Raw genomic sequence first — 22,470 nt, 5'->3', positions numbered from 1 at the left:
ACTGATGACGCTGGCCGTGGCAGGATCCCTGTCCGTGGCCCTTGCCGGCACCACGACCAACCCAGCCTTCGCGAATGGTCCGACGCCGGACCCCAGGCACGACCGCTTCCACCACCTCGACCACAGACTCCGCGAGCCGGTCCTGGTCGGAGACGGGGGAGGCTGCGAGGCGGGAACCTTCATCAGGGTTCATTCCCTCAGGCCGCACAACTTCTTCATTCCGCGCACCCGCTACACCGACGGTCCCGGCGGCGAGATGACCGTCTCGGTCCACCACGAGTTCGAGGTGCTCGCGTTCGTGGAGGCCGACAAGACCAAGACCACCCAGCTCAGGAGGGAGGACGACCTCACGGTCGGCCCCAGGGTCACCACCGACGAAATCGTCCGCGCGGTGGCCAGGGAGGTCACTCCGCACCTCGAGAAGAGGCACATGATCTTCACGGGCCACGACTACACGCGGACGATCAGCGACGGCAAGTACGGAAACATGTGGTACCGCGTCTTCGGCTACCGCGTTCACTGGGGACAGTGGGCACGGCTCCACAACTGCAGTGAGGTCAGAGTCGGTACCGGCATCGCGAGCATCCCGTCGAGGATCGAAGGCTGGCGCTACTGGGAGACCGACCACCCGCAGTTCCGCGGACGGCTGCTCTCCGACAAGTAGGCATCGGGTCGCCCGGGGCACTCCAGCCCCGGGCTCCACGCAGCCAAGTCGACCGCCGGAGAGGTGCCTGGGGGTCAGGTGGCAGCGCGGCGGATCGCTGGTGTCTTGCGAGAAGCGGCGAGTACGTCGCGCCGGTGCTGCCCTACTGTGCGGGGACCGTTGGGGGATCAGGCGGCTGTGCTCACGCGCTCGCCGGCTGATCGTCAAGAGACGGTCCCCGTGCCTTTTTCTGGACCCAGCCTGACGGGTTCACCTCCCGAGACCAGTCGCCCGGTCAAGGTTCGGTGGGGGCCGCTAGTTGTTCTGGTGGTCTTCGGCGGGGAGGGGGATGCCGAAGTGGGCGAACATCGTCTCGAACATCCGGGTGTGCTTGTCGAGCGTCTGTGTGTGGCCGTCCAGGATCTGTGTATGGGTGTCCAGAATCTCTGTGTGGGTGTCCAGGATCCTGCTGTGCTCGTCGAGTTTCACCTCTACCCGGTCGAGCCGCACCTCTACTCGGTCGAGTCTCGCGTCGACTTGGTCGAGTCTCGCGTCCACTCGGTCGAGTCTCACCTCGACTTGGTCGAGCCTCAGCGTGTGCTTGTGCTGAGTCTCCATGATCTTCGACAGCTCTGAGCCGAAGACCGTGATGTCTTCTCGCTGGTTGTCCGCGCGCTCTTCAAGGCGCGCCACCCGGACGCCCAGCTCTTGGAGGGTTGTCATGGCGAGAATCCTAGCGGTGATCATTCCAGCACGCTCCGTTATGAGTCCAGGTCGAGGAGAGCTTCTTTACTCCCCGAGGGATGATCCTGTAACCGCGGGCTGACCGGTGTCATGAGCACCGTGGAGAGGAAGCTCGCCGCGAGCAATCCACCGGCGACCCAGAAGGTCACTTGGACCGCGCCACCCGGCGAGCCCGATCGGGAGCCATCGAAGTAGACACTACCCAGGACGGCGACACCGAGGGTCGCGCCGAGTTGCTGGACGGCGTTGAGCAGGCCGGCGGCTGAGCCGACCTCCTGCGGCTTGAGCGGCTTCAGCGCGGTGGTGAAGAACGACGGGGTGAACATCCCGACGCCGAGACCCGCGACTCCCAGGGCGCCGAGCAGCGGCGTGGGATAGCCCGTGGGGCCGGCCGCGTGGTACGCGGCGATAGCGGCCAGCACGCCGAGCGCCAGCGTGGCCAGTCCGACGAACATCACCCGCCGTCCATGGCGAGGAACCAGGTACGCGCCCGCGACCCAGGAAGACACCGCCAGGCACACCGACCAAGGCACCATGGTCAGTCCCGCGGTGCGTACATCGGTGCCCAATCCCAGTTGCAGGTGCAGGACCACGACGAACATCAGCCCGGTCGTCACGGCGAAGAACAGCGTGGACGTCACCAGCGCGGCCGGGAAAGCGCGCTGTGCGAACAGGCTGGTCTCCACCAGCGAGCTGCGGCCAAGCCCGGCACTGCGCCGCTGCTGCAGGCCGAAACCCGCGACCACGGCCAGCCCGAGGCCGATAGCGCCCCAAGCCCCCATCGACAGGTGCGCTGTGTCCGCCCCGATCAGCGGGTAGACGATCAGGGCGGTGCCGAGCATCGCCAGCGCGGTGCCGATGGGGTCAAGGCTCGGTCGCGCCGGCGCGTGATCCTCGACCAGGATCGGCGCGACGGCCAGCACAGCGACACAGAACGGAACATTGACCAGGAACGCCGCCCGCCATGACGAGCCGAACAGATCAGCGTGAGTCAGCACGCCCCCGAGAACAGGCCCGCAAACAGCGGCCAAACCCATGACGGGGCCGATGCTGCCCAGGGCCTTGGACATCTCCTTCCCCTTGAACATGGCGCGGATCAGACCGATGGTCTGCGGAATGACCGCCGCGGCCGCAGCGCCCTGCACGACGCGGAAGCCGATCAGCATCCCGACCGAGGGCGCCAGGGCGCAGGCCACCGACGCGCTCAGGAACCCGGTGACACCGATCCGAAAGACCCGCCGCCGACCGGCGATGTCGCCCAGCCGGCCGCCGGTGATCAGCAGCAGGGCGAACGGCAAGGTGTACGCCGTGCTGAACCACTGCATGTCCGCCGCCGACCCGCCCAAGTCGGCACGGATCGCCGGGGTGGCGACCTGCACGATCGTCGAGTCCAGCAGATTCATCGCCTCGGCCAGCAGCAATGCTGCCAACGCCACCCACCGCCACCGGTAGGCCACCGCCACACGTTCAGACATGCACATTCCTCTCCAGTGCTGCGAACCCACGCCGTCGGATCGGCGGGGATCCCAGACTGGAGAGACCGGGCCAGTTGTTCCATCTGGAACGTAATGTTGGAGAGTATCTTCCATCACTGCTGGTTTTATGAGGGAAATCCCCATGCTCGACGAGGTGGACCGCGGGCTGATCCACGCCCTGCACATTGACGGGCGAGCGCCCTTCGGCCGCATCGCCGAGGTGCTCGGTACCTCGACGCAGACCGTGGCCCGCCGCTATCGGCGACTGCGCGCCGAGGCCGCCCTTCGTGTGGTCGGGCTCCCCAATCCGGACCGGGCCGGCCAGACCCAGTGGATGATCCGGCTCACCGCCACCCCATCCACCGTGCAGGACCTCGCTCAGTCGCTGGCTCGGCGAGCCGATACCTCATGGGTCAAACTGGCTTCCGGGGGTACGGAGATCTTCGCCGTCATTCACGCGTCAAGCGACACGCAGGCCGTACCCACACTGCTGCTGCACGACATCCCTCGCAGAGCCAGCATCACCGCGGTCTCCGCCCACTGCCTGCTGCACACCTACCTGGGCGGACCGACCGCGTGGCGAGGACACCTCGAGGCCCTCACCGACCAGCAACAACAGCAGCTCGAACCGCCCCGCGCCACTGACACGCCGGCCGGCCGCCCACCGGGGACCGACACGCCGGCCAGCCGACCACCGGCGGCCGATGAGCCGTCTCCTCAACCACCGACCACTAATAGGTCGGCTCCCCGACCGCCGCTGACGCGTGCCGACCATGACCTGATCGACGCTCTGCGCCAAGACGGCCGGGCCACGCACGCCGACCTCGCCGCGGCCACGGGTGTATCCCAAGCCACGGTGGCTCGCCGTCTCGCCGACCTCCGCGCCAACGGCACGATCTTCTTCGACGTCGAGATCGCGCCCGCCCTCCTCGGAGCCACCACCCAGGCCCTGCTCTGGATGACCGTCCAACCAGGACACCTCGACCGCGTCGCGACCACCCTGGCCGGTCACCGCGAACTCGCCCTGGTGGCCGCCACCACCGGTCGGACCAATCTGCTGGCCAACGCCCTCTGCCACAGCCCCGCCGACCTGCACGATTACCTCATCCACCGACTGGGCGGCCTCGACGCCATTCACGCACTCGAAACGGCCCCCGTACTGCACACCGTCAAGGCAGCGGGCCCGCTGACCTCCGCCGCTTCGTTCACGCGCGGAAACTGAGGAGTTTGTAGGTCCGAATGGGTAATTTTACCGACGGGCGCAGTTAAGTCATTCGCAAGAAGCATGTCCATAATTTGGTCATGCCGTCGATGAGTGAGCTGAGAGCAGGAGATCCCGCCGGTCTCGGAGGTTACGAGATCCGCGGACGGCTGGGAGAAGGCGGACAAGGCGTCGTGTACCTGGGCGTCGACGAGCACGGTGGTCAGGCCGCCATCAAGTGGTTACGCCCGCATCTGGCGGGCGACGCGGTCGCGGCCGAGCGGTTCGCGCGGGAGGCGGCCGTGGCGCAGCGGGTGGCGCCGTTCTGTACCGCGAAGGTGCTGGCGACCGGGGTGCACGAGGAGCGGCCGTTCATCGTCAGCGAGTACGTCGAAGGTCTGCCGCTTCAGCAGGTGGTGGCCGAGGAGGGGCCGCGGGCGGACGCCTCCCTGTACCGGCTGGCCATCGGGACCGTCACCGCGCTGGCGGCCATCCACCAGGCGGGCATCGTGCACCGCGACTTCAGCCCGAACAACGTGCTGCTCGCCGGCGAGGGCCCGCGGGTGATCGACTTCGGTATCGCGAAGGCGCTCGACGCCACTTCGACGATCACGTCCACGCCGGTGGGGACGCCCGCGTTCATGGCGCCGGAGCAGGTCCTGGGGCAGCGGGTGGGGCCGGCTGCGGACATGTTCGCGTGGGGGAGCACGATGGTGTTCGCCGCCACCGGAACCGGGCCGTTCGAGGCGGAGTCGGTGCCGGTGATCGTCAACCAGGTCCTCTACGACGAGCCCGATCTGTCCCGGCTGACCGGGCCGCTGCGCGAGCTCGTGGCCGCGTGCCTGTCGAAGGACCCCATCCGGCGGCCCACCGCCGAACAGGTGATCATGCGGCTGCTGGAACACCCCACGTCGAACCCCGCCGAACTGGAGCAGGCAGCCGCGGTGGTCAGCGGCTTCTCGCCCCCACCCCCACTCCCGCCGCACCCCCAATTCCCGCCCCAGCAGGGATTCCAGCCTCAGCTCCCGTACCCGCAGCCCCAATACGCACAGCCCTCCTACGGGCAGCCTCCGTACGCACAATCGGGACCGCCCCAGCAACCGCCACCCGCACAGGCAGCGCCGCCATACGCGCAGTCGGGACCGCAGGCGCAAGGGCCGCATGCGGTGCATCCGTACGGGCCGTCACCTCAAGGGGCGCAGCCGTCGTCGGAGCCGCAGGTGGCGGGTCCGTATGCGCAGTCGGGACCGCAGGCGCAAGGGTCGCAGGCGGTGAACCCGTATGGGCCGCCACTTCAAGGGGCGCAACCACAGTCGGGAGCGCATCAGCAGCCGCAGTGGGTCTCTCCGACCGCGCCGGGGCAGTCCCCGCAGTACGGCTCGTCGGTGCCGCCGTCCCGGTCGGGCGGTAAGAAGAGCTACGTGGTGGCGTCGATCGCCGCGGCCGTGGCCATCGTCGCGACCATTGCCGTGGTGGCCGTCGCGCTGACCAATCTGCCCGGCCCGTCGATCCCCACTCCCTCCCCGAGCGCGAAGAGCACGTCTCCGGCTCCGTTGGCCATTCCCACCGCGAACCTGGTCACCTCGACGCTCCCCGGCACCGACGCGGTCATCTACGAGAACCCGGGCGACGCCGTCCGGCTCACCACCTACATGGTGCGCGACACCAAGACCCGGGACTGGATCTACTACCCCCGTGACACGCTGACCGGATCGTTCACGAAATATCCGGATATGTGGGAGAGCATGCTGTCGCCCGACGGCAGGTACCTGGCCCAGCGTGGCAAGAACTTCGTCGGCGGCTACGACAGCGTCAAGATCACCGACAAGGTGACGGGTGAGGCGTTCACGATCAAGACCTCGCGCCAGCCGCTCAGCGCGTACGTACAGGGCTGGTCGCGTGACAGCGGCCGTCTGCTGTTCAACGTCGGCAACCCGGTGAAGGGCGTCTGGCAGTCGACCGGGTTCGCGATCGTGAACGTCGCCACCAGGCAGGCCACGGTCGCGTCGCTCAGAGAGGGCTCGCTGCACGGCATCCGTTACGGCTTCGACCACGCCGACACAGGCGTGGTCGCCCTGTCGAACGACACCAAGCAGCAGGCGCTGCGTTTCTTCGACGAGAACGGACTCCGGGTGCGCCGCATCCCGAACGTGGGCCCGGGCATCGCCGACTCGTTGTTCTCGCCGTCGGGCAAGCAGTTCGTCACCAACTGCCCCGGCCTGGGCAGCGGCAACAACTGCGTTTACGACACCCAGACCGGCGCCGAGCTGAAGCGCTTCGAATCACCCTGCTCCGGCCTGGCCACCTGGTACGACGACAGCCACCTGGTCTGCTGGGTCAGGCCCGACGCGAGCGCGGAGAAGCAGCAGGTGCAGGTGGTCGACTTCACGGGCGCCGCGGTGCGCCTGCTGGCCGAGATGCCGACGAACGGCTCGAACATGGACGTGATCTACACCTTCACGCACCGGAACTAACGCACGCGACCCCTGGGCCGCAGCCGGGTGCCCGGCAGGACGGGCGCGGGGAGCGGGCCGCCGTCGAAGCCTTCGACGGCGCCGAACTCCTTGCCCTCCATCCACTCCTTGCGGAACGCGACGATCTCGTCGTGGTCGCGACCAACGAAGTTCCACCACATCACGATCTCCTCGCCGAACGGCTCGCCACCGATCAGCAGCACCCGTCCGCGCCCGCTCAACCGCAGCCGGGTACGGCCGGGCGGCAGGTAGAGCAGCGGTCCCGCCTCCAGCGGCTCGACCTCCCCGGCGAGCAGCAGCACACCGTGCTCGAATCCCGCGTCGAGCGGCACCTCGGCGCTCCCTTCGACGGCCACCTCGGCGCCCACCAGGGGACTGTAGGTGGTCGCCGGCGAGGTCACGCCGCCGAGCGACCCCATGATCACCGTGGCGTCGAAGCCGGGGCCGGACAGCACGGGCAGTGACGCGTGGTGCTCGAACCCGGGCCCGGTCCGCCGGTGCTCGCCCGGCAGCGCCACCCACAGTTGCACGCCGTGCAGCAGTGTCTCGGGCGACTCCTCAGAGTGGGAGATGCCGCGCCCGGCGGTCATCAGGTTCAGCTGGCCGGGCCGTACCTCCTGGAGGCTGCCGACACTGTCGCGGTGCAGCACCTCACCCGCGACCAGCCAGCTCACGGTCTGCAGGCCGGTGTGCGGGTGCGGAGGCACCCGCATCGTCGCCACCTCGGGGCCGTAGGCGTCCACGAAGCACCACGCGCCGATCATGCGGCGATGCGCGTTGGGCAGCGTCCGGCTCACCGTCATGCCACGCGGACCACCCAGCGGCACCGCACGCCCGGCAAGCAGCTCGGTCTCACCGCTCTCACCACCGGTCCCGTCGCCGCTCTCGGCACCGCAGCGGATCTCGCGGGGGTCCTGTTCCAGGTTGCTCACGTTAAGACTGTACGGCTGCGGAGATCAGCTCTCGGCGGGGGCGGTGGCATGGCGGCGGGTCAGGAGCGACTGTGTGATCCCCACCACGACGACCGCGAGCGGGAAGACGGTGCCGATCAGCAGGCCGGCGCGGAGTCCAGAGCCGTCGTCGAGCAGGTCTCCGTCGGCGACGGCGCCTGCCAGCCACGGCCCCGCTGCCGCGCCCGCGTCGCCGAACATCGCCAGGACCCCGAACATCGCGGCCCCGCCCAACGGGAAGCGGGCGGCCGTCAGGCTGAACGTCCCCGGCCACATCAGGCTGACCGCCAGCCCGCACAGCGCGCACCCGACCAGGCTGAGCACCGGGTCACGGGCCAGGGCGGCGGCGAGGTAGCAGGCGGTCGCCAGCGCGCCGCAGGCGATCACGGCGGGCAGCAGGGGGATCCGGCTGCCCCAGAGCCCGTAGGCGATCCGGCCGAGCCCCATGAGCACCGCGAACAGGCACGGCCCCGCGAGGTCTCCCCACACCTTGGCCAAGCCCAACCCCTGCTCGGCGAAGAGCGAGGACCACTGCGACATGGTCAGCTCGGCCGCCCCCGCGCAGAGCATCAGCAGCAGCGCCGCCGCGAACGACGGGGTCCGCAGTAGCGCCCCGAGCCCGGTTCGGTGCTCGTCGGGCACTGTCGCGGGCAGCGGGACCCGCAGGAAGAGCACGAGGTTCGCCAGCGGTACGAGGGCCCACAGCAGCGGCAGCACCTGCCAGGCCGAGTCGCCGATCCAGGCCAGCATCAGCGTCGTGCCCAGCACGACGGCGACCTGACCCCAGCAGTAGAAGGAGTGCAGCAGGCTCATCGATGCGGCCCGGTGCTCCTTCGGCGCGGGCAGGGCGTCCACCACCGGGCTGACCAGGACCTCCAGCAGTCCGCCGCCGATCCCGTAGACCACGACCGCCACCGCCAGCCCCCAGTAAGGGGACGGCAGCGCCGACGGGGCCACCGCCAGCAGCACCAGCCCGGCCACGCTGAACACGTGCGCCAGCACCAGCGGCACCCGGTAGCCCGTCCGGTCCACCACCTTGACCGCGACAAGGTCGGTGACGAGCTGGGTGGCGAAGTTGAGCAGGACCAGGCGGCCCAGCATCTCGTACGGCACCTGGTAGCGCGTCTGGAAGACGATGAACAGCAGTGGCGCCAGGTTGTTGACGATGGCCTGTGTGATGTACCCGGTGTAGCAGGCTCGCCGGGTGTGTTCGAAGGTGGTCAGCCGAGGGTCTCCCACCAGCCGTCGACGGCCGGGGCGCCGTCGGTGTCCACGGCCTCGCCGGGACGCGGCACCACGATCTTGACGTCGCGGGCCTTCGCCTCGCGCCACAACCGCTGCACCGGCTCCGCCCAGGGGTGCAGCGCGAGCGTGAAGGTCGCCCAGTGCACCGGCAGCAGCAGCCTGCCGCCCAGGTCGAGGTGGGCGTTGACCGCCTCTTCCGGGTTCATGTGGATGTCGGGCCAGGCCGGGCTGTAGGCGCCGATCGGCATCAGCGTCAAGTCGAACGGGCCGTGGGCCGACCCGATGCCCTGATAGCCCTCGAAGTAGCCGGAGTCGCCCGCGTAGAAGACCCGCTTGTGCGCCCCGGCCACGACCCACGAGCCCCACAGCGTGTCGTTGCGGGTGAACATGCGGCCGGAGAAGTGACGAGCGGCCGTCGCGACGAAGCGCAGCCCGGCGACCTCGGCCTCCTCGTTCCAGTCGAGCTCGATGATCCGGTAGGCGGGCACGCCCCACCGTTCCAGGTGGGCGCCGATACCCAGGGGCACCAGGAACGGCGCCTTCTGCGTCGCGGTGAGCGAGCGCACGGTCGCCATGTCAAGGTGGTCGTAGTGGTCGTGCGAGATCGCGATGGCGTCGATCGGCGGCAACGCGTTGAGCTGGACGGGCAGCGGGTGGTGCCGCTTCGGCCCGACGAGCTGCGACGGCGACGGCCGCCTGCTCCACACCGGGTCGAACAGCACCCGGCGGCCCTCGATCTCGACCAGCGTGGACGCGTGGCCGTACCAGATCACGTTCAGGCCGGTCGGCGACGGGTCACCCGTCGGCGGGACGCGCAGCGGGATGGGGCCGCCCGGTCTGCGCTGGTCCCTGTCCTTGGCCAGCTCGCGCAGCAGGCCCGCGGGCGGCGTGGTCATCAGGGTGGTGGACTCCGGCATCGGGTTGTAGAAGGTGCCGTCCTTGAACTGCGGCGAGCGCCGCATCCTGGCCACCCGGTCCGGTCCCGAGGTCAAAGGCCGCACGCCCAGCTCGGCGGGTACGTCGCGCAGGGCCCAGCCCGCCGCGGCCAAGGCCGCCCCGCCTACGAGGATCCGTCGTGCCGTCCGCAATCTCGCCATCGTTCACACTCCCCTGAAAGTCGGTCCACCCACCTCAACTGATCGCGATATCTCCGATGTTCCCGATTTGGACGATATATCGCGATAGATTCAGACAGTCTTGATCGCCCCGCCATCCATGACGTAGTCGGCACCGTTGACGCTCAAGGCATGCGGCGAGGCCAGATACGTCACCAAGGTGGCGATCTCTTCCGGTGCGACGAACTTACCCGTCGTCATCCCCATGCTCGACGGCAGCCCCGCCAGGAGCTGGTGGTGCTCCAGGCCCATCTTGGCCGCGAGCGCCGCGCCGTAGCCGTTGGGGTCCTCCCACATCGAGGTGAGTGACGGGCCGGGGGAGATGGTGTTGACCCGCACCCCCTGAGGCCCGAACTCCTCGGCCAGTGCCTTGCCGAACGCGGTCAGCGCGGCCTTGGCCGTGGTGTAGGTGATCGGACCGGCGTGCGGCATGCGGGCGCCGTTGGAGGAGATGTTGACCACGGATCCGCCCCGGCGCAGCAGGCTGGGCAGGGCGGCCCTGGTGGCGCGGACCGCGCTGAGGAAGTTGAGCTCGTGGGTCTGGTGCCAGTGCTCGTCGGTGAAGCCCAGGAACCCGTCGAGCTGTCCCTCGCCGCCGTCGCCGCCGCCCACGTTGTTGACCAGCAGGTCGAGCTCGCCCAACTCGGCCAGGGCGGCGCCGATCAGCTCGGCCGGGCCTTCGGCGGCGGACAGGTCGACGGCGACCGCCGTCGCGCCGGTCTCCTTCAGCTCGGGCGAGATCGTCCGCGAACCGGCCACGACCCGCATCCCCTCCGCCCGCAGCGCGGCGACGATGGCGAGACCGAGGCCCCGGCTGGCGCCGGTGACGACGGCGGTCTTGCCGGTGAGGTTCATGTCCATGGCGGTGTGCCCCTCTACAGTTGCGTCGTTGGTGATGCCAAGAACGTAACACTTGCAACAACGATGATGCAACTATGGAGTGTATGGTCGCACTGTGGAAGCGATTCAGCAGGGACGAGCACTGCGTTCGGATGCCGAACGGACCGTGCGGACGATCCTCGAGGCGGCCGAGCGTGTGCTCAGCAAGAATCCGTCGGCCAGCATGGAGCAGATCGCCGAGGCGGCCGGGGTCGCCCGCACGACCGTGCACCGGCGTTTCGCCTCCCGCGATGCGCTGGTCAGCGCGATGGAGGGGTGGGCCGCCCGGCAGTTCGCGGCGGCCGTCGATTCCGCCAACCCCGAGACCACGCCGCCGCTGGTCGCGCTCTACCAGGTCACGGCCAGCGTGCTGCGGGTGAAGATCGACTGGGGGTTCACCATGAGCCGCACGTCGGCGGATCCCGCGGTGGCCCAGGTGCACTCGGCGGTCGAGGAGAAGTGCGACCGGCTGTTCCGCAAGGCGCAGGCCACCGGCCTGCTGCGGGCTGACGTGGATCCGGCATGGGCCAGGCGCGTCTACTACGCGCTGATCCACGAGGCCGCGCAGAGCCAGGGCGACGACGCCGACACCCTGGCGACGCTCCTGGTGGACACCCTGCTCCGCGGCGTCGGCACTGACCGCGGCCTGAGTTAGGCGGCCCGAGCGCTCACTCGCCATCGGCCATCGGCCATCGGCCATCGGATAGCGGATAGCGGGTCTGCCGGCGGCTGGCGGCCGGAGACGAGACCGGGTCTGTTGGCGGCGGCCCGCGCCCAGGCCGTCGACGCCCTGGGGGGATCGTAAGCCGGCCACTCTGGTGGCCTTCGCCCAGGTGATCGTTGAGTTGTCCGGTCAGAGGCCGGCAGGGGGAAGCGACCGCGCCAGAAGTCCGCGATGGCGTCCCGTCCCGTGATCCAGATGTCGTCACGCGCGCTGATCCGGTCGAGCACCCTGATCAGCCCGGCCAGCCGGGCCGGTCTGCCGATGATGCGCGGGTGCAGCCCGATCGACATCATCCGCGGGTGCCGCGCGCTCTCTGCCAGCAGGACGTCGAAGCAGTCGATCGCGTAGCGGGCGAAGTCGTCGGCCGTGAAGAACTGGCATGGCGGCGGGACCGCGCCGTCTCTTACGTTCGGGTACGGCCGCAGGCCGGGTGGTGTTGGGGCGGGCTCAGGCGGGAGTGCGTGCGTACGGGTGGATGTCGATGGGCGGGGTCTCGCCCAGCGCGAGCGCGGCGGCGATCTCGCCGGTGAACGGCCCCGCCGTCAGGCCGTACGCGCCCAGGCCCGTCGCCACCACCACCCGCTCGGTGAGCCGCTCGATGAGCGCCGTGCCCGCCGCGTGCACCGGCCGCAGGCCCACCCTCGTCTCCAGCACCCTCGCGCCGTCCAGTCCGGGCGCCACCCGCAGGCCCGCCGCCAGCACCTCGTGGATCCCGCCGATGGTGACGTATGGCGAGAACCCGGCGTCCTCCCTGGTCGCGCCGACCACCAGTCGCGAGCCGGGGAACCCCAGCAGGTACGGTCCGCTCCTGGGCAGCACGATCGGCCAGGAGGCGGTGTCCACGCCGTCGAGGGCGGCATGCACGATCTGCCCGCGCCTGGGGAACACCGGGATTTCCACCCCCAGCGCCCGGCACACCTCCCCGCTCCAGGCCCCGGCGGCCACGATCACCGCATCGGCCTCCACCGGCACCCCGTCCTCCTGAGCCAGAGTTCTGAGCCCCTCGGCCGGCACCCCGTCTCCCCGAGTCGGCGCCCTGAGCACATTGATCGGCGTCTCTCCGACCAGCGTCTCCGTGCTCGGCTCCGAGCTGGGCGAGTCGGTGGTGGTGTGGAGGCGCACCGCGCCGTCGGGGGTGAGGGTCGCGGTCCCCGTACGGAGCTCGGTGCCCCGGCGGACGGCGGCGCGGAGGAGGGCGTCACGTACCGCCCGCCCGTCCACCCGAGCGGCCCCCGGCACATGGATCGCGCTCAGATCCGGGCTGAGCGGCGGAAACAGCGCCGATGGAGCCGCCACGTCCGTGATGTCGCCCATTTCCGGTGCCTCCGGACGGCGGCGCAGCAGGAGGGCGCGCACCGGCTCCAGCTCGGCCGGGTCCTGGGCCACCAGCAGCGCCCCCACCCGGGCGTACCCGATGTCCTCGCCCAGCGCCGACACCAGCTCCGGATAGCGGCGAGCGCCCTCACGCGCCAGCAGGTACCAGGCGTCGTCGTCGGCATGATCCACCCACGGGCACACGATCCCCGCGCCCGCCTCCGTCGCCCGCCCGCTGAAGGCCCCGTCCACCACCGTCACGGACACCCCGCGCCCGCTCAGCCACCAGGCCGCGGCCGCTCCGACAATCCCGCTACCGATCACCGCAACACGCATGTCCCCATGATCGCAGGGCGGCGGTCGGTCAGCCGTCGGCGGCCCAGCCGTGCGCCTTCATGAGGTAGCTCGCCACGCGGGCGAAGCGGGCGCCGTCGAGCACCGCTCCCTCGCGCCTGATGTCGTCCTCGTCCAGGACGAAGACGCGGTCCAGCCGCAGGTAGGACGTCTTGCCGTCGCGCCCCCACACGCCGATCTCCAGCCACTCGGGGCCGTCGTCGCCCTGGCTGGACAGCATCATGCCCAGCAGCCTGCGCCCGGTGCGGCCCACGATCAGCAGCGGCCGGTCCTTGCCGCGCTCCGGGTCCTCCTCGTACGGCACCCAGGCCCAGACGATCTCGCCGGGATCGGCCAGCCCGTCGAGGTCGGGGGAGTAGGACAGCGTCGCGGCCCGGTCGAGAGAGTGGATCTCCCGCACCGCGCCACGGGCGGGCCGGGGGTCCTCAGCTGAATCACGCACGCGTGGGAGCTTACGCCACCGGGCCGTCGTTGATCGAATCCTGGGTCGCCGAGCTCATGGCAGCCCCATGAAGAACTCCCTGACGTCGGCCGCGAGCAGCATAGGCGCCTGAAGCGCGGCGTAATGGCCGCCGGCGGAGAACTCCGACCAGCGCACCACGTTGTGCACGACCTCGGCGTAGCGGCGCACCGTGCTGTCACCGGGGAAGACCGCCACGGCCGTCGGCGTCTTGCCCGGTTCGGCGGGCTGCTCCCAGGCCGAGGCGCCCTCGCGATAGAGGCGGGCGGAGGAGCCCGCCGTGTCCGTGAGCCAGTAGATCGTCACGTTGGTCAGGATGTCGTCGCGCGACAGGCCGCCGACGTCCTGGCCCCAGGAGGCGTACGCGTCGAGGTTCCAGGCGAGCTGGCCGGTGGGCGAGTCGGCCAGGCCGTAGGCCAGGGTCTGCGGGCGGGTGCTCTGGATCATGGCGTACCCGGAGTAGTGGCGGTGCCAGCGCTCCACCCCCTTGGCCCGCTCCACCTCGGCCTCGGTCAGCCCGGCCATGTCGTCGTTGGCGAACGTCGTGAGCGCGTTCAGATGCACCCCGACGACGTGCTCCGGGTCGAGCCGGGCGACCTCGGGGGAGATCAGCGAGCCGAAGTCGCCGCCCTGCGTGCCGTACCGCGGATAACCGAGCCCGCTCATCAGCTCCGCCCAGGCGGCGGCGATCCGCCGCACGCCCCAGCCGGTCTCCGTCGTCGGCCCCGAGAAGGCGAAGCCGGGGATCGACGGGATGACCAGGTGGAAGTCGCGGCTGAGCGGTTCGATGACGCGGGTGAAGTCGGCGAACGAGCTGGGCCACCCGTGCGTCAGCAGCAGCGGCAGCGCGTCCTCGCGCGGGGAGCGGATGTGCGCGAAGTGCACGCGTTGCCCGTCGATCACGGTCGTGTACTGCGGCAGGGCGTTCAGCCTGGCCTCGTGCTCGCGCCAGGAATAGCCGTCCAGCCAGTAGTCGGCCAGCTCGCGGACCGCTTCCGGCGGCACCCCGTACGACCAGCCGACCCCCTCCAGAGCGTCGGGCCAGCGCGTACGGCGCAGCCGCTCCGCCAGATCGTCCAACGCGGCCTGCGGGATATCGATGACGAATTTCTGCATGTCCCCCAAGCTAGGCAGCATTGTGGCCAGGATTAGGCCACAATGGCGCCAGTGTTGGACACCTCCGCCAGGCTGCTCCGTCTGCTGTCCCTGCTGCAGTTGCGGCGCGACTGGCCCAGCGCCGATCTGGCCGAACGGCTCGGCGTCGCGGCCAGGACCGTACGCCGCGACGTCGAGCGGCTGCGCAGCCTCGGCTACCCGGTCCACTCCACGCCCGGCGTCTCCGGCGGCTACCGGCTGGGCGCGGGCGCCGAGCTGCCGCCGCTGCTGCTGGACGACGACGAGGCGGTGGCCGTCGCGGTGGGCCTGCGCACGGCCGCGGGCGGCACGGTGACGGGCATCGAGGAGACCTCCCTGCGCGCGCTGGCCAAGCTGGAGCAGGTGCTGCCCGCCAGGCTGCGCCACCGGGTCAACGCGCTGCAGACCCACACCGTCCCGATCACCCGCGAGGGCCCGACCGTCGCCTCCGACGTGCTGATCGCCGTGACCGCCGCCTGCCGCGACCACGAGCGGCTCCGCTTCGACTACACCGGCCACGACGGCGCCACCACGCGGCGCGAGGCCGAGCCGCTCACGCTGGTCAACTGGTCACGCCGCTGGTACCTGGTCGGCTGGGACGTCGACCGCCAGGACTGGCGCATCTACCGCGCCGATCGCCTGCGCCTGCGCACGCCGAACGGTCCCCGCTGCACGCCGCGCGAGCCGCCGGGTGGCGATGTCGCGGCCTGGGTCGAGCGCCGGCTGGGTCACGAGATGTGGCCGATCGAGGCCCGCGTCCTGCTGCACGCCCCGGCCGACCAGGTCGCGAGCCGTACGTCGTCGGGCGTCGTCGAGCCGGTCGGCGACGACACCTGCGTGCTCACCCTGCGCGGCGACGACCTGCATCTGATCGCCGTGGTCGTGGCCTTCCTCGACCTCGACTTCGAGGTGCTGGAGCCGGTCGAGCTCAAGGAACGGATGCGCAGGCTCGGGCGGCGCCTCACCACCCTCTAGAATCTCATTCTGTGACGTCAGCGTTCTTCACCCGCAAAAGGGGCGAGTTCGTGCCCGCCCCGCACGCCCGCGGCCCCTGGTCGCCCGACATGCTCCACGGCCGCCTGCTCGGCGGCCTGGCGGCCATGGCCGTCGAGCAGGAGCACGGTGAGCCGGACCTGCGGTTCGCCCGGCTCACCGTCGATCTGTTCCGCAACAGCCCGCTGCTCCCGGTCACCGTCGAGACGGCGCTGGTCAGGGACGGGCGCCGGATCCGGGTGGCCGACGTGACGATCCACACCGACCAGGGCGTGATCGGCCGGGCCAGTGCCGTACTGCTCAGGACGGGCGAGCAGCCGGACGGCGAGCGGAACGACACGCCCGCGTGGGACGAGCCGCCGCCATCGGAGCCGCCTGTGACGGGCGGGGAGTGGAAGCCGCCGTTCGAGCTGTGGCGGCTGACCGACTGGAGCGAGCCGGGCCCCAACCGGGTCTGGCTGCGCGAGACCCATCCGCTCGTCGACGACGAGCCGCTCACGCCGTTCACCAGGGTGGCGCTCGCGGCTGATTTCGCCAGCCCGCTCAGCAACGCCGACACCGGCGGCCTGCACTTCATCAACGCCGACTACACGCTCACGCTCGGCCGGGTCCCCGAGGGGGAGCTGATCGGCGTGGAGGCGACCGGGCATCTCAGCGACGGCGGCGTCGCCACAGGGCAATGCACCCTGCACGACGCCACCGGGCCGATCGGCTTCTGCCTCGTGACCGCCGTGGCCAATCCGGCCACCTTCCGCAGCCGCTGAGACACAGCCGCTGAGACGCGGCCGTTGAAACGCGGCCGCTGTAACGCGGCCGCTGACGGGAACTACGCGGGGCGCTCGGCGCGGTCGCCGGACCAGTCGGTGTGGTAGGCGCCGTCCCGGTCCACCCGCTGGTAGGTGTGCGCGCCGAAGAAGTCGCGCAGCCCCTGGATCAGCGCGGCGGGCAGCCGCTCGCGGCGCAGCCCGTCGTAGTAGGCCAGCGCCGAGGAGAAGCCCGGCGTCGGCACGCCGATCTGCACCGCGGTGGTCACCACGCGCCGCCACGACTCCTGCGCCACGTTGACCGCGGCGGCGAACGTCGGGTCGGCCAGCAGCGTCGGCAGCGCCGGGTCGGCGTCGTAGGCGGCGCGGATCCGGTCGAGGAAGCGGGCCCTGATGATGCAGCCGCCCCGCCAGATCGTGGCCATGGCGCCCAGCTCCAGGTCCCAGCCGTACTCCTTGGACGCGGCGGCCATCTGGTCGAAGCCCTGCGCGTAGGCGACGATCTTGGAGGCGTACAGCGCCTGCCGTACGTCCTCGATCAGCTCGCGCCCGCCGACGCCCGACAGCTTCGGCCCCTCCAGCGACGCGGCGGCGGCCCGCTGCTCCGGGTGGCCCGACAGCGCGCGGGCGAACACCGCCTCGGCGATGCCCGTCACCGGAACGCCCAGGTCGAGCGCGCTCTGCACGGTCCAGCGGCCGGTGCCCTTCTGCTCGGCCTGGTCGACCACGATGTCGATGAACGGCTTGCCGGTGGCCACATCCACCTGGTCGAGCACCTCGGCGGTGATCTCGATCAGGTAGGACTCCAGCTCGCCCTGGTTCCACTCGCGGAACACCTCCGCCAGCTCGGCCGGAGTGGCGCCGAGCGCCTGGCGCAGCAGGTCGTAGGACTCGGCGATGAGCTGCATGTCCGAGTATTCGATGCCGTTGTGCACCATCTTGACGAAATGTCCGGCGCCGTCGGGGCCCACGTGCACCGCGCACGGGACGCCGTCGACCTTGGCCGAGATGTCCTGCAGGATCGGGCCGAGCGCGTCCCACGACTCCGTGGAGCCGCCGGGCATGATGCTCGGGCCGTTCAGCGCGCCCTCCTCGCCGCCGGAGATGCCGGTGCCGACGAAGTGGATCCCCTTGTCGCGCAACGCCGCCTCGCGCCGCCGGGTGTCGGCGAAGTGCGCGTTACCGCCGTCGACGATCATGTCGCCCGGCTCCATGAGCTCGGCGAGCTGGTCGATCACCGCGTCGGTGCCCGCGCCCGCCTTCACCATGATGATCGCCCGTCGCGGTCGCTTCAGCGAGGCCACGAAGCCCGCCAGCTCCTCCGACGGTACGAACGTGCCCTCCCCGCCGAACTCCTTGACGAGCTGCTGCGTACGGCCGGCCGAACGATTGTGCACGGCCACCGCGTATCCGTGTCTCGCCAGGTTCCTCGCCAGGTTCCTGCCCATAACCGCCAGGCCGGTGACACCGATGTCTGCCAAGTCCATATGAAGCTCCTCTGTGGGGGATACGCATGATCCAGCGGTAGAGGTTCGGCTGGATATTCCGATTTTTTCAGTCGCTTTGGCGTACGCCCAGCTCGTCGAGCCGATGCAGCATGTCGGCGGGGTCGGAGTAGACGCGGAAGGCACCCGCGCGCTCCAGCTCTTCCCGGCCGTATCCGCCGGACAGCACCCCGATCCCGAGCGCGCCCGCGCGGCGGGCGGCGAGCAGGTCCCAGACACTGTCTCCTACCACCATCGCATGCCGCACATCCACGTTCAGCAGCGCCGCACCGGCTAGGAACAGGTCCGGGTCCGGCTTGGCCCTGCGCACCATGTCGCGGGTGACCATCGGAGTGTCCTCCGGCAGGCCCAGCATGCCCAGCGCCGGCCGGGCCGTACGCGCGTAACCGCTGGTCGCGATCGCCCACGGCACACCCCGCGCGGACAGCTCGCTCAGCAGCTCGGCGGCGCCCGGCAGCGGGCGGACGGAGTCGATCTGCTCGGTGTAGGCGTCGCCGTGGATCGTCTGCAACTCGTCGATCTGCTCGGTCGTCAGCTTCAGCCCCGTCTCACGCAGCAGCGCGCTCACGAACAGCCCGCCGCTCATCCCGATGCGACGGTGGATGCGCCACACCGACAGGTCGATGCCCAGCCCGGACAGCGCCTGCCGCCAGGCGATGACATGCTGGTAGACGCTGTCGATCAAGGTGCCGTCGAGGTCGAAGAGAAACGCCGGTGTGGGTGCGTGCGGGAACTCCGTCATGGCTCCATGACACCATGGCCGCCATGAACGTCATCATCGCGGGCGGCCACGGGAAGATCGCGCTGCGGCTCGAACGGCTGCTCGGAGCCGGGTCGGTGGGCCTGGTGCGCAACCCCGCGCACCTGTCCGACGTCGAGGCCACCGGAGCCGCGGCCGTGCTGTGTGACCTGGAACGGGCCGGGGTCGAGGAGGTGGCGGAGGTGCTCGGAGGCGCCGACGCCGTCGTGTTCGCCGCGGGCGCGGGCCCGGGCAGCGGCGTCGCCCGCAAGGACACCGTCGACAAGGGCGCCTCCGTCCTGCTGGCCGACGCGGCCGAGCGGGCGGGCGTACGGCGGTTCGTGCAGATCTCCTCGATGGGCGCGGGGCGGCCGCCCGGGCCGGGCGGCGACGAGACGTGGGCGGCCTACATCCAGGCCAAGACCGAGGCGGAGAACGACCTGCGGCGCCGCGACCTCGACTGGACGATCCTGCGCCCCGGCGGGCTGACCGACGACCCCGGCACGGGCCGGGTACGACTGGCGCCCTCAGTGCCTCGCGGCACCGTCCCGCGCGACGACGTGGCGGCCGTCATCGCGGCGCTGCTGGCCACCGGCGCGCGGGTCCGGCAGGTGCTCGAACTCGTCTCCGGTGACACGCCGATCGACGAGGCCGTCGTGCAAGAGTGAGGGAATGACGGAATATCGCATACTTGGACGTACTGGTCTCAAGGTCAGCCCCCTTTGCCTCGGGGCGATGATGTTCGGCGGGATCGGCGAGCAGTCGGCCGACGAATCGGCCCGCATCATCGACCGCGCCCTCGACTCGGGCATCAACTTCATCGACACCGCCGACGTCTACTCGCGGGGCCAGTCGGAGGAGTACGTCGGCCAGGCCCTCGCCAAGTCGGGCAAGCGTGACGACGTCGTCCTGGCCACCAAGTGCCATGGCGTCATGGGAGACGGCCCCAACGAGCGTGGCAACTCGCGGCGCTGGATCTTCCAGGCCGTCGATAACAGCCTGCGCCGCCTCGGCACCGACTGGATCGATCTCTACCAGATCCACCGCCCCGACCCCGCCACCGACATCGAGGAGACGCTCGGCGCCCTCACCGACCTCGTCCGGCAGGGCAAGGTCCGCTACATCGGCAGCTCCACCTTCCCCGCGCACCGCGTGGTCGAGGCCCAGTGGGCGGCCGAGCGGCGCAACCTCGAACGCTTCGTCTGCGAACAGCCCCCGTACTCCCTGCTCGCCCGCGGCATCGAGGCCGACCTGCTGCCGACCGTCCAGAAGTACGGCATGGGCGCCATCGTCTGGAGCCCGCTGGCGGGCGGCTGGCTGACCGGCCGCTACCGCAAGGGCCAGGAGCTGCCCGAGAGCCGCAGGGCCAGCCTGCTGCCCGCCCGCTGGGACATGAAGCTGGAGGTCAACCAGCGCAAGCTCGACGCCGTCGAACAGCTCGCCGTGCTGGCCGAGGAGGCCGGGCACACGCTGATCGAGCTGTCCCTGGCGTTCACGATCAGGCACCCGGCGGTCACCTCGGCCATCATCGGGCCGCGCACGATGGAACACCTGGAGAGCCAGCTCACCGCCACCGACGTGCGGCTCAGCGACGACGTGCTGGACAGGATCGACGCCATCGTGTCGCCGGGCGTCACCATCAACCCCGGCGACGAGGGCTGGCAACCCCCGGAGCTGTCCGACGCGCAGCTCCGCCGGCGCCCCTGATCGTCACCGGGCCCGCGCGGCGAGCTTCCGGCAGTCCTCCAGGGTGTGCTGGGACAGCTCGTCGCGTACGGACGGCACGCACACCGCCGCCATGGACAGGCTCGTCACCCCCAGCCCCACCAGCACCGGAGCGAGCTGGGGGTCACCGGCGGCCTCGCCGCAGACGCCGACCGGCTTGCCTGCGGCGCGGCCCGCGTCCGCGCAGGCGGCTATGAGCTTCAACAGGGCGGGTTGCCACGGGTCCAGGAGGTCGGCCAGGCCGGGGTGCTGACGGTCGGCCGCGAAGGTGTACTGGCTGAGGTCGTTGGTGCCGATGCTGAGGAAGTCCACCTCCTCCAGCAGCCGGTCGGCCAGCAGGGCGGCGGCGGGCACCTCGACCATCGCGCCGACCCGCGTCAGGCCCCGGGCGCGGGCCCGCCGGGCGAAGCCGGCGGCCTCGGCCGGAGTGGTGACCATCGGGGCCATCACCCACGCGTCGGCGCCCGTCGCGCGGGCCGCCTCCGCTATCGCGTCCAACTGCGTGTCCAGGACGTCCGGGAGCACGCGGTCCACGCGCAGACCCCGGATGCCGAGCGCGGGGTTCGGCTCCAGGGGCAGGCCGAGGAACGGCAGCGGCTTGTCCGTGCCCGCGTCGAGCGTGCGCACCACGACCAGCTCGGCCCGCGCGAACACCTCGGCGTAGGCGGCCACCTGCTCCTCGAACGACGGGGCCTGCTTGCGGTCCAGGAACAGGAACTCGGTCCTGAACAGCCCGACCCCTTCCGCGCCCGGCCGGAGGTCGGCGGCCGAGCCGATGTTGAGCAGCAGCTTGACCGGGTGGCCGTCGGCCGTCCTGCCGGGGCCGCTGCTCTTCGCCAGGCGGTCGCGCTCCTCCTGGTCGTTGCGGCGGAGCTCGGCCACGGCCTCGTCCGTCAGGCCGACGCCGACCTGGCCCGTCTTGCCGTCGACCGAGATGACCGTGCCGTCGGCCAGGGCGGTGATGCCCGCGCAGGCGACCACGGCGGGCAGGCCGCGGCCACGGGCCAGGATCGCGGTGTGGCTGGTCGGGCCGCCCTTCTCGGTCACCAGCGCCACCACGTCCGTGCCGAGGCCCGCGGTGTCGGCGGGGGAGAGGTCCTCGGCCACCAGGACGTACGGGTGGCCGGGGGCGGGGATGCCGGGCATCGGCAGGCCCAGGCAGGCGGCGATGGCGCGGTGTTTGAGATCGTCCAGGTCGGCGGCGCGTTCCGCGAGGTAGCCGCCCAGTGCGGCCAGTGTCTCGCGGTGATGGGTGAAGGCGGTGTCGAGGGCGTGGGGGGCGTCCAGGCCGCCGCGGACGGCGGCCTCGGCGTCCTCGCGCAGCATCGGGTCGTCGGCGATCATGGCGAGCGCGTCAAGGATCTCCGCCGCGTCGCCACCGCCCGCCGGGGCCGCGTTGTCGCCGCCGCTCGTGTCTCGCGCGGCGGCGGTGGCGCGTTGCCGCAGGTCCGCGGTGACCGACTCCAGCGCCTTCCCCACCATCGCGGCCTCCGCGGCCAGGTCGGCGACCTGCCGGGGGTCGGGCAGTACGGGCGGCGGCGCCATGCGCACCACCGGCCCCGCGGCCCGCCCCTGACTGACCCCCAGCCCGGCCAGGCCGCCGCCTGCCCGGCCATCGCCCGCTGGGCGACTGTCTGCTGGGCCACCGTCTGCTGGGCCACTGCCCGGTAGGCCGCCCGCCAGGCCGCCGCCTGCTGGGCCCGCGCCCGCCGGGCCCGGGGCGGGCGGGGCGGGCGGCTGGCCGGGGTCAGCCATCGAGGGCCCCTTCCGCGTCCAGGTCCTGGGCGAGCAGGGTCACCAGCGCGTCCAGTGCCGCGTCCGCGCCCGGCGCGTCCGACTCCAGCGTGACCTCGGTGCCCTTGGTGGCGCCGAGCGACAGGACGCCCAGCATGCTGTTCGCGGGGACCGACTTCTCGCCCACCCGGATCCGCACCGGCACCCCCAGCCGCACCGCCTCCTGGACGAACAGTTTCGCGGGCCGCGCGTGCAGGCCGCTCGCCGATGCCACCGTCACCGTTCGTTGTGCCATCAC

General features: G+C 71.0%; 22 protein-coding genes. 9 read left to right on the top strand and 13 right to left on the bottom strand.

The annotated features are described in order from the left end of the window. The first annotated feature begins 4 nt into the window (after positions 1-4). The gene (locus tag KLK06_RS07030; protein ID WP_214634471.1) at positions 5-664 is read left to right on the top strand and encodes a hypothetical protein; all 660 of its coding nucleotides are present in this window, start codon (positions 5-7) and stop codon (positions 662-664) included. A gap of 294 nt (positions 665-958) precedes the next feature. On the opposite strand, the gene KLK06_RS07025 is transcribed toward KLK06_RS07030, so the two are convergent. Then, positions 959-1,390, bottom strand: a complete 432-nt coding sequence (locus KLK06_RS07025) for a hypothetical protein (protein ID WP_214634470.1) — start codon at positions 1,388-1,390, stop codon at positions 959-961. Positions 1,391-1,404: 14 nt separating this feature from the next. Beyond that, on the bottom strand, positions 1,405-2,862 hold the full coding sequence (locus tag KLK06_RS07020) for an MFS transporter (protein ID WP_250904961.1): 1,458 nt from the start codon (positions 2,860-2,862) through the stop codon (positions 1,405-1,407). A 142-nt stretch (positions 2,863-3,004) separates the two neighbouring features. Here KLK06_RS07020 and KLK06_RS07015 point away from each other — a divergent pair, with 142 nt between their 5' ends. Both KLK06_RS07015 and KLK06_RS07010 read left to right on the top strand, forming a co-directional pair. After that, entirely contained in the window at positions 3,005-4,084 is a 1,080-nt protein-coding gene (locus tag KLK06_RS07015) for an Lrp/AsnC family transcriptional regulator (RefSeq protein WP_250904960.1), read from the top strand. A gap of 80 nt (positions 4,085-4,164) precedes the next feature. Then, complete coding sequence (locus tag KLK06_RS07010; RefSeq protein WP_214634467.1) at positions 4,165-6,537, top strand: serine/threonine-protein kinase; 2,373 nt, start codon at positions 4,165-4,167, stop codon at positions 6,535-6,537. On the opposite strand, the gene KLK06_RS07005 is transcribed toward KLK06_RS07010, so the two are convergent. From KLK06_RS07005 to KLK06_RS06990, 4 genes are all read right to left on the bottom strand, one after another. After that, on the bottom strand, positions 6,534-7,469 hold the full coding sequence (locus tag KLK06_RS07005) for a pirin family protein (RefSeq protein WP_214634466.1): 936 nt from the start codon (positions 7,467-7,469) through the stop codon (positions 6,534-6,536). The two genes, KLK06_RS07010 and KLK06_RS07005, sit on opposite strands and share 4 nt — an antisense overlap. Before the next feature lie 24 nt (positions 7,470-7,493). Beyond that, a complete protein-coding gene (locus tag KLK06_RS07000; protein ID WP_214634465.1) occupies positions 7,494-8,726 on the bottom strand; it encodes a sugar MFS transporter in 1,233 nt (410 codons plus the stop codon). Next, on the bottom strand, positions 8,708-9,829 hold the full coding sequence (locus KLK06_RS06995) for an MBL fold metallo-hydrolase (RefSeq protein ID WP_214634464.1): 1,122 nt from the start codon (positions 9,827-9,829) through the stop codon (positions 8,708-8,710). Before KLK06_RS06995 ends, KLK06_RS07000 begins: the two co-directional genes overlap by 19 nt. A gap of 90 nt (positions 9,830-9,919) precedes the next feature. Further along, positions 9,920-10,708 carry an SDR family oxidoreductase gene (locus KLK06_RS06990; RefSeq protein WP_214634463.1) on the bottom strand — a complete coding sequence of 263 codons (789 nt, stop codon included), beginning with the start codon at positions 10,706-10,708 and terminating at the stop codon, positions 9,920-9,922. A gap of 94 nt (positions 10,709-10,802) precedes the next feature. Between KLK06_RS06990 and KLK06_RS06985 the strand changes: the two genes are divergently transcribed. After that, positions 10,803-11,381 carry a TetR/AcrR family transcriptional regulator gene (locus tag KLK06_RS06985; RefSeq protein ID WP_214634462.1) on the top strand — a complete coding sequence of 193 codons (579 nt, stop codon included), beginning with the start codon at positions 10,803-10,805 and terminating at the stop codon, positions 11,379-11,381. 240 nt (positions 11,382-11,621) lie between these two features. Continuing rightward, entirely contained in the window at positions 11,622-11,798 is a 177-nt protein-coding gene (locus KLK06_RS06980) for a hypothetical protein (RefSeq protein WP_214634461.1), read from the top strand. Between the two features lie 99 nt (positions 11,799-11,897). On the opposite strand, the gene KLK06_RS06975 is transcribed toward KLK06_RS06980, so the two are convergent. The 3 genes from KLK06_RS06975 to KLK06_RS06965 are packed head-to-tail and all read right to left on the bottom strand — an operon-like array spanning position 11,898 to position 14,694. Continuing rightward, positions 11,898-13,100: an FAD-binding oxidoreductase gene (locus KLK06_RS06975; RefSeq protein WP_214634460.1), complete on the bottom strand. Its 1,203-nt coding sequence runs from the start codon at positions 13,098-13,100 to the stop codon at positions 11,898-11,900. Positions 13,101-13,128: 28 nt separating this feature from the next. Next, on the bottom strand, positions 13,129-13,560 hold the full coding sequence (locus KLK06_RS06970; RefSeq protein ID WP_214634459.1) for a type II toxin-antitoxin system PemK/MazF family toxin: 432 nt from the start codon (positions 13,558-13,560) through the stop codon (positions 13,129-13,131). Positions 13,561-13,614: 54 nt separating this feature from the next. Further along, positions 13,615-14,694 (bottom strand): epoxide hydrolase family protein, encoded by a 1,080-nt coding sequence (locus KLK06_RS06965; protein ID WP_250904959.1) that lies wholly within the window; start codon positions 14,692-14,694, stop codon positions 13,615-13,617. A gap of 51 nt (positions 14,695-14,745) precedes the next feature. Here KLK06_RS06965 and KLK06_RS06960 point away from each other — a divergent pair, with 51 nt between their 5' ends. Further along, the gene (locus tag KLK06_RS06960) at positions 14,746-15,687 is read left to right on the top strand and encodes a YafY family protein (RefSeq protein WP_214634457.1); all 942 of its coding nucleotides are present in this window, start codon (positions 14,746-14,748) and stop codon (positions 15,685-15,687) included. A gap of 11 nt (positions 15,688-15,698) precedes the next feature. Beyond that, positions 15,699-16,469, top strand: coding sequence for an acyl-CoA thioesterase domain-containing protein (locus KLK06_RS06955; protein ID WP_308168129.1), 771 nt, complete (start codon positions 15,699-15,701; stop codon positions 16,467-16,469). A gap of 62 nt (positions 16,470-16,531) precedes the next feature. Here the strand turns inward: KLK06_RS06955 and gndA are convergent, their stop codons facing one another. Further along, positions 16,532-17,956, bottom strand: coding sequence for an NADP-dependent phosphogluconate dehydrogenase (gene gndA / locus KLK06_RS06950; protein ID WP_214634456.1), 1,425 nt, complete (start codon positions 17,954-17,956; stop codon positions 16,532-16,534). 67 nt (positions 17,957-18,023) lie between these two features. Next, positions 18,024-18,716 carry an HAD family phosphatase gene (locus KLK06_RS06945; protein ID WP_214634455.1) on the bottom strand — a complete coding sequence of 231 codons (693 nt, stop codon included), beginning with the start codon at positions 18,714-18,716 and terminating at the stop codon, positions 18,024-18,026. A gap of 23 nt (positions 18,717-18,739) precedes the next feature. Here KLK06_RS06945 and KLK06_RS06940 point away from each other — a divergent pair, with 23 nt between their 5' ends. Further along, the gene (locus KLK06_RS06940) at positions 18,740-19,381 is read left to right on the top strand and encodes an NAD(P)H-binding protein (RefSeq protein WP_214634454.1); all 642 of its coding nucleotides are present in this window, start codon (positions 18,740-18,742) and stop codon (positions 19,379-19,381) included. A 4-nt stretch (positions 19,382-19,385) separates the two neighbouring features. After that, positions 19,386-20,420 carry an aldo/keto reductase gene (locus tag KLK06_RS06935; protein ID WP_214634453.1) on the top strand — a complete coding sequence of 345 codons (1,035 nt, stop codon included), beginning with the start codon at positions 19,386-19,388 and terminating at the stop codon, positions 20,418-20,420. Positions 20,421-20,423: 3 nt separating this feature from the next. Here the strand turns inward: KLK06_RS06935 and ptsP are convergent, their stop codons facing one another. Together ptsP and KLK06_RS06925 are read right to left on the bottom strand one after the other, a co-directional pair. Then, a complete protein-coding gene (ptsP, locus tag KLK06_RS06930; RefSeq protein WP_214634452.1) occupies positions 20,424-22,193 on the bottom strand; it encodes a phosphoenolpyruvate--protein phosphotransferase in 1,770 nt (589 codons plus the stop codon). Further along, positions 22,186-22,467 carry an HPr family phosphocarrier protein gene (locus KLK06_RS06925; RefSeq protein ID WP_214634451.1) on the bottom strand — a complete coding sequence of 94 codons (282 nt, stop codon included), beginning with the start codon at positions 22,465-22,467 and terminating at the stop codon, positions 22,186-22,188. Before KLK06_RS06925 ends, ptsP begins: the two co-directional genes overlap by 8 nt. Between the last annotated feature and the right edge of the window lie 3 nt (positions 22,468-22,470).

Source organism: Nonomuraea sp. NEAU-A123 (assembly GCF_018603905.1).
In the GTDB taxonomy this organism is placed as follows: domain Bacteria; phylum Actinomycetota; class Actinomycetes; order Streptosporangiales; family Streptosporangiaceae; genus Nonomuraea.
Note: the sequence above shows the minus strand (reverse complement) of the source record. Positions and strands in the feature narration are given on the sequence as shown.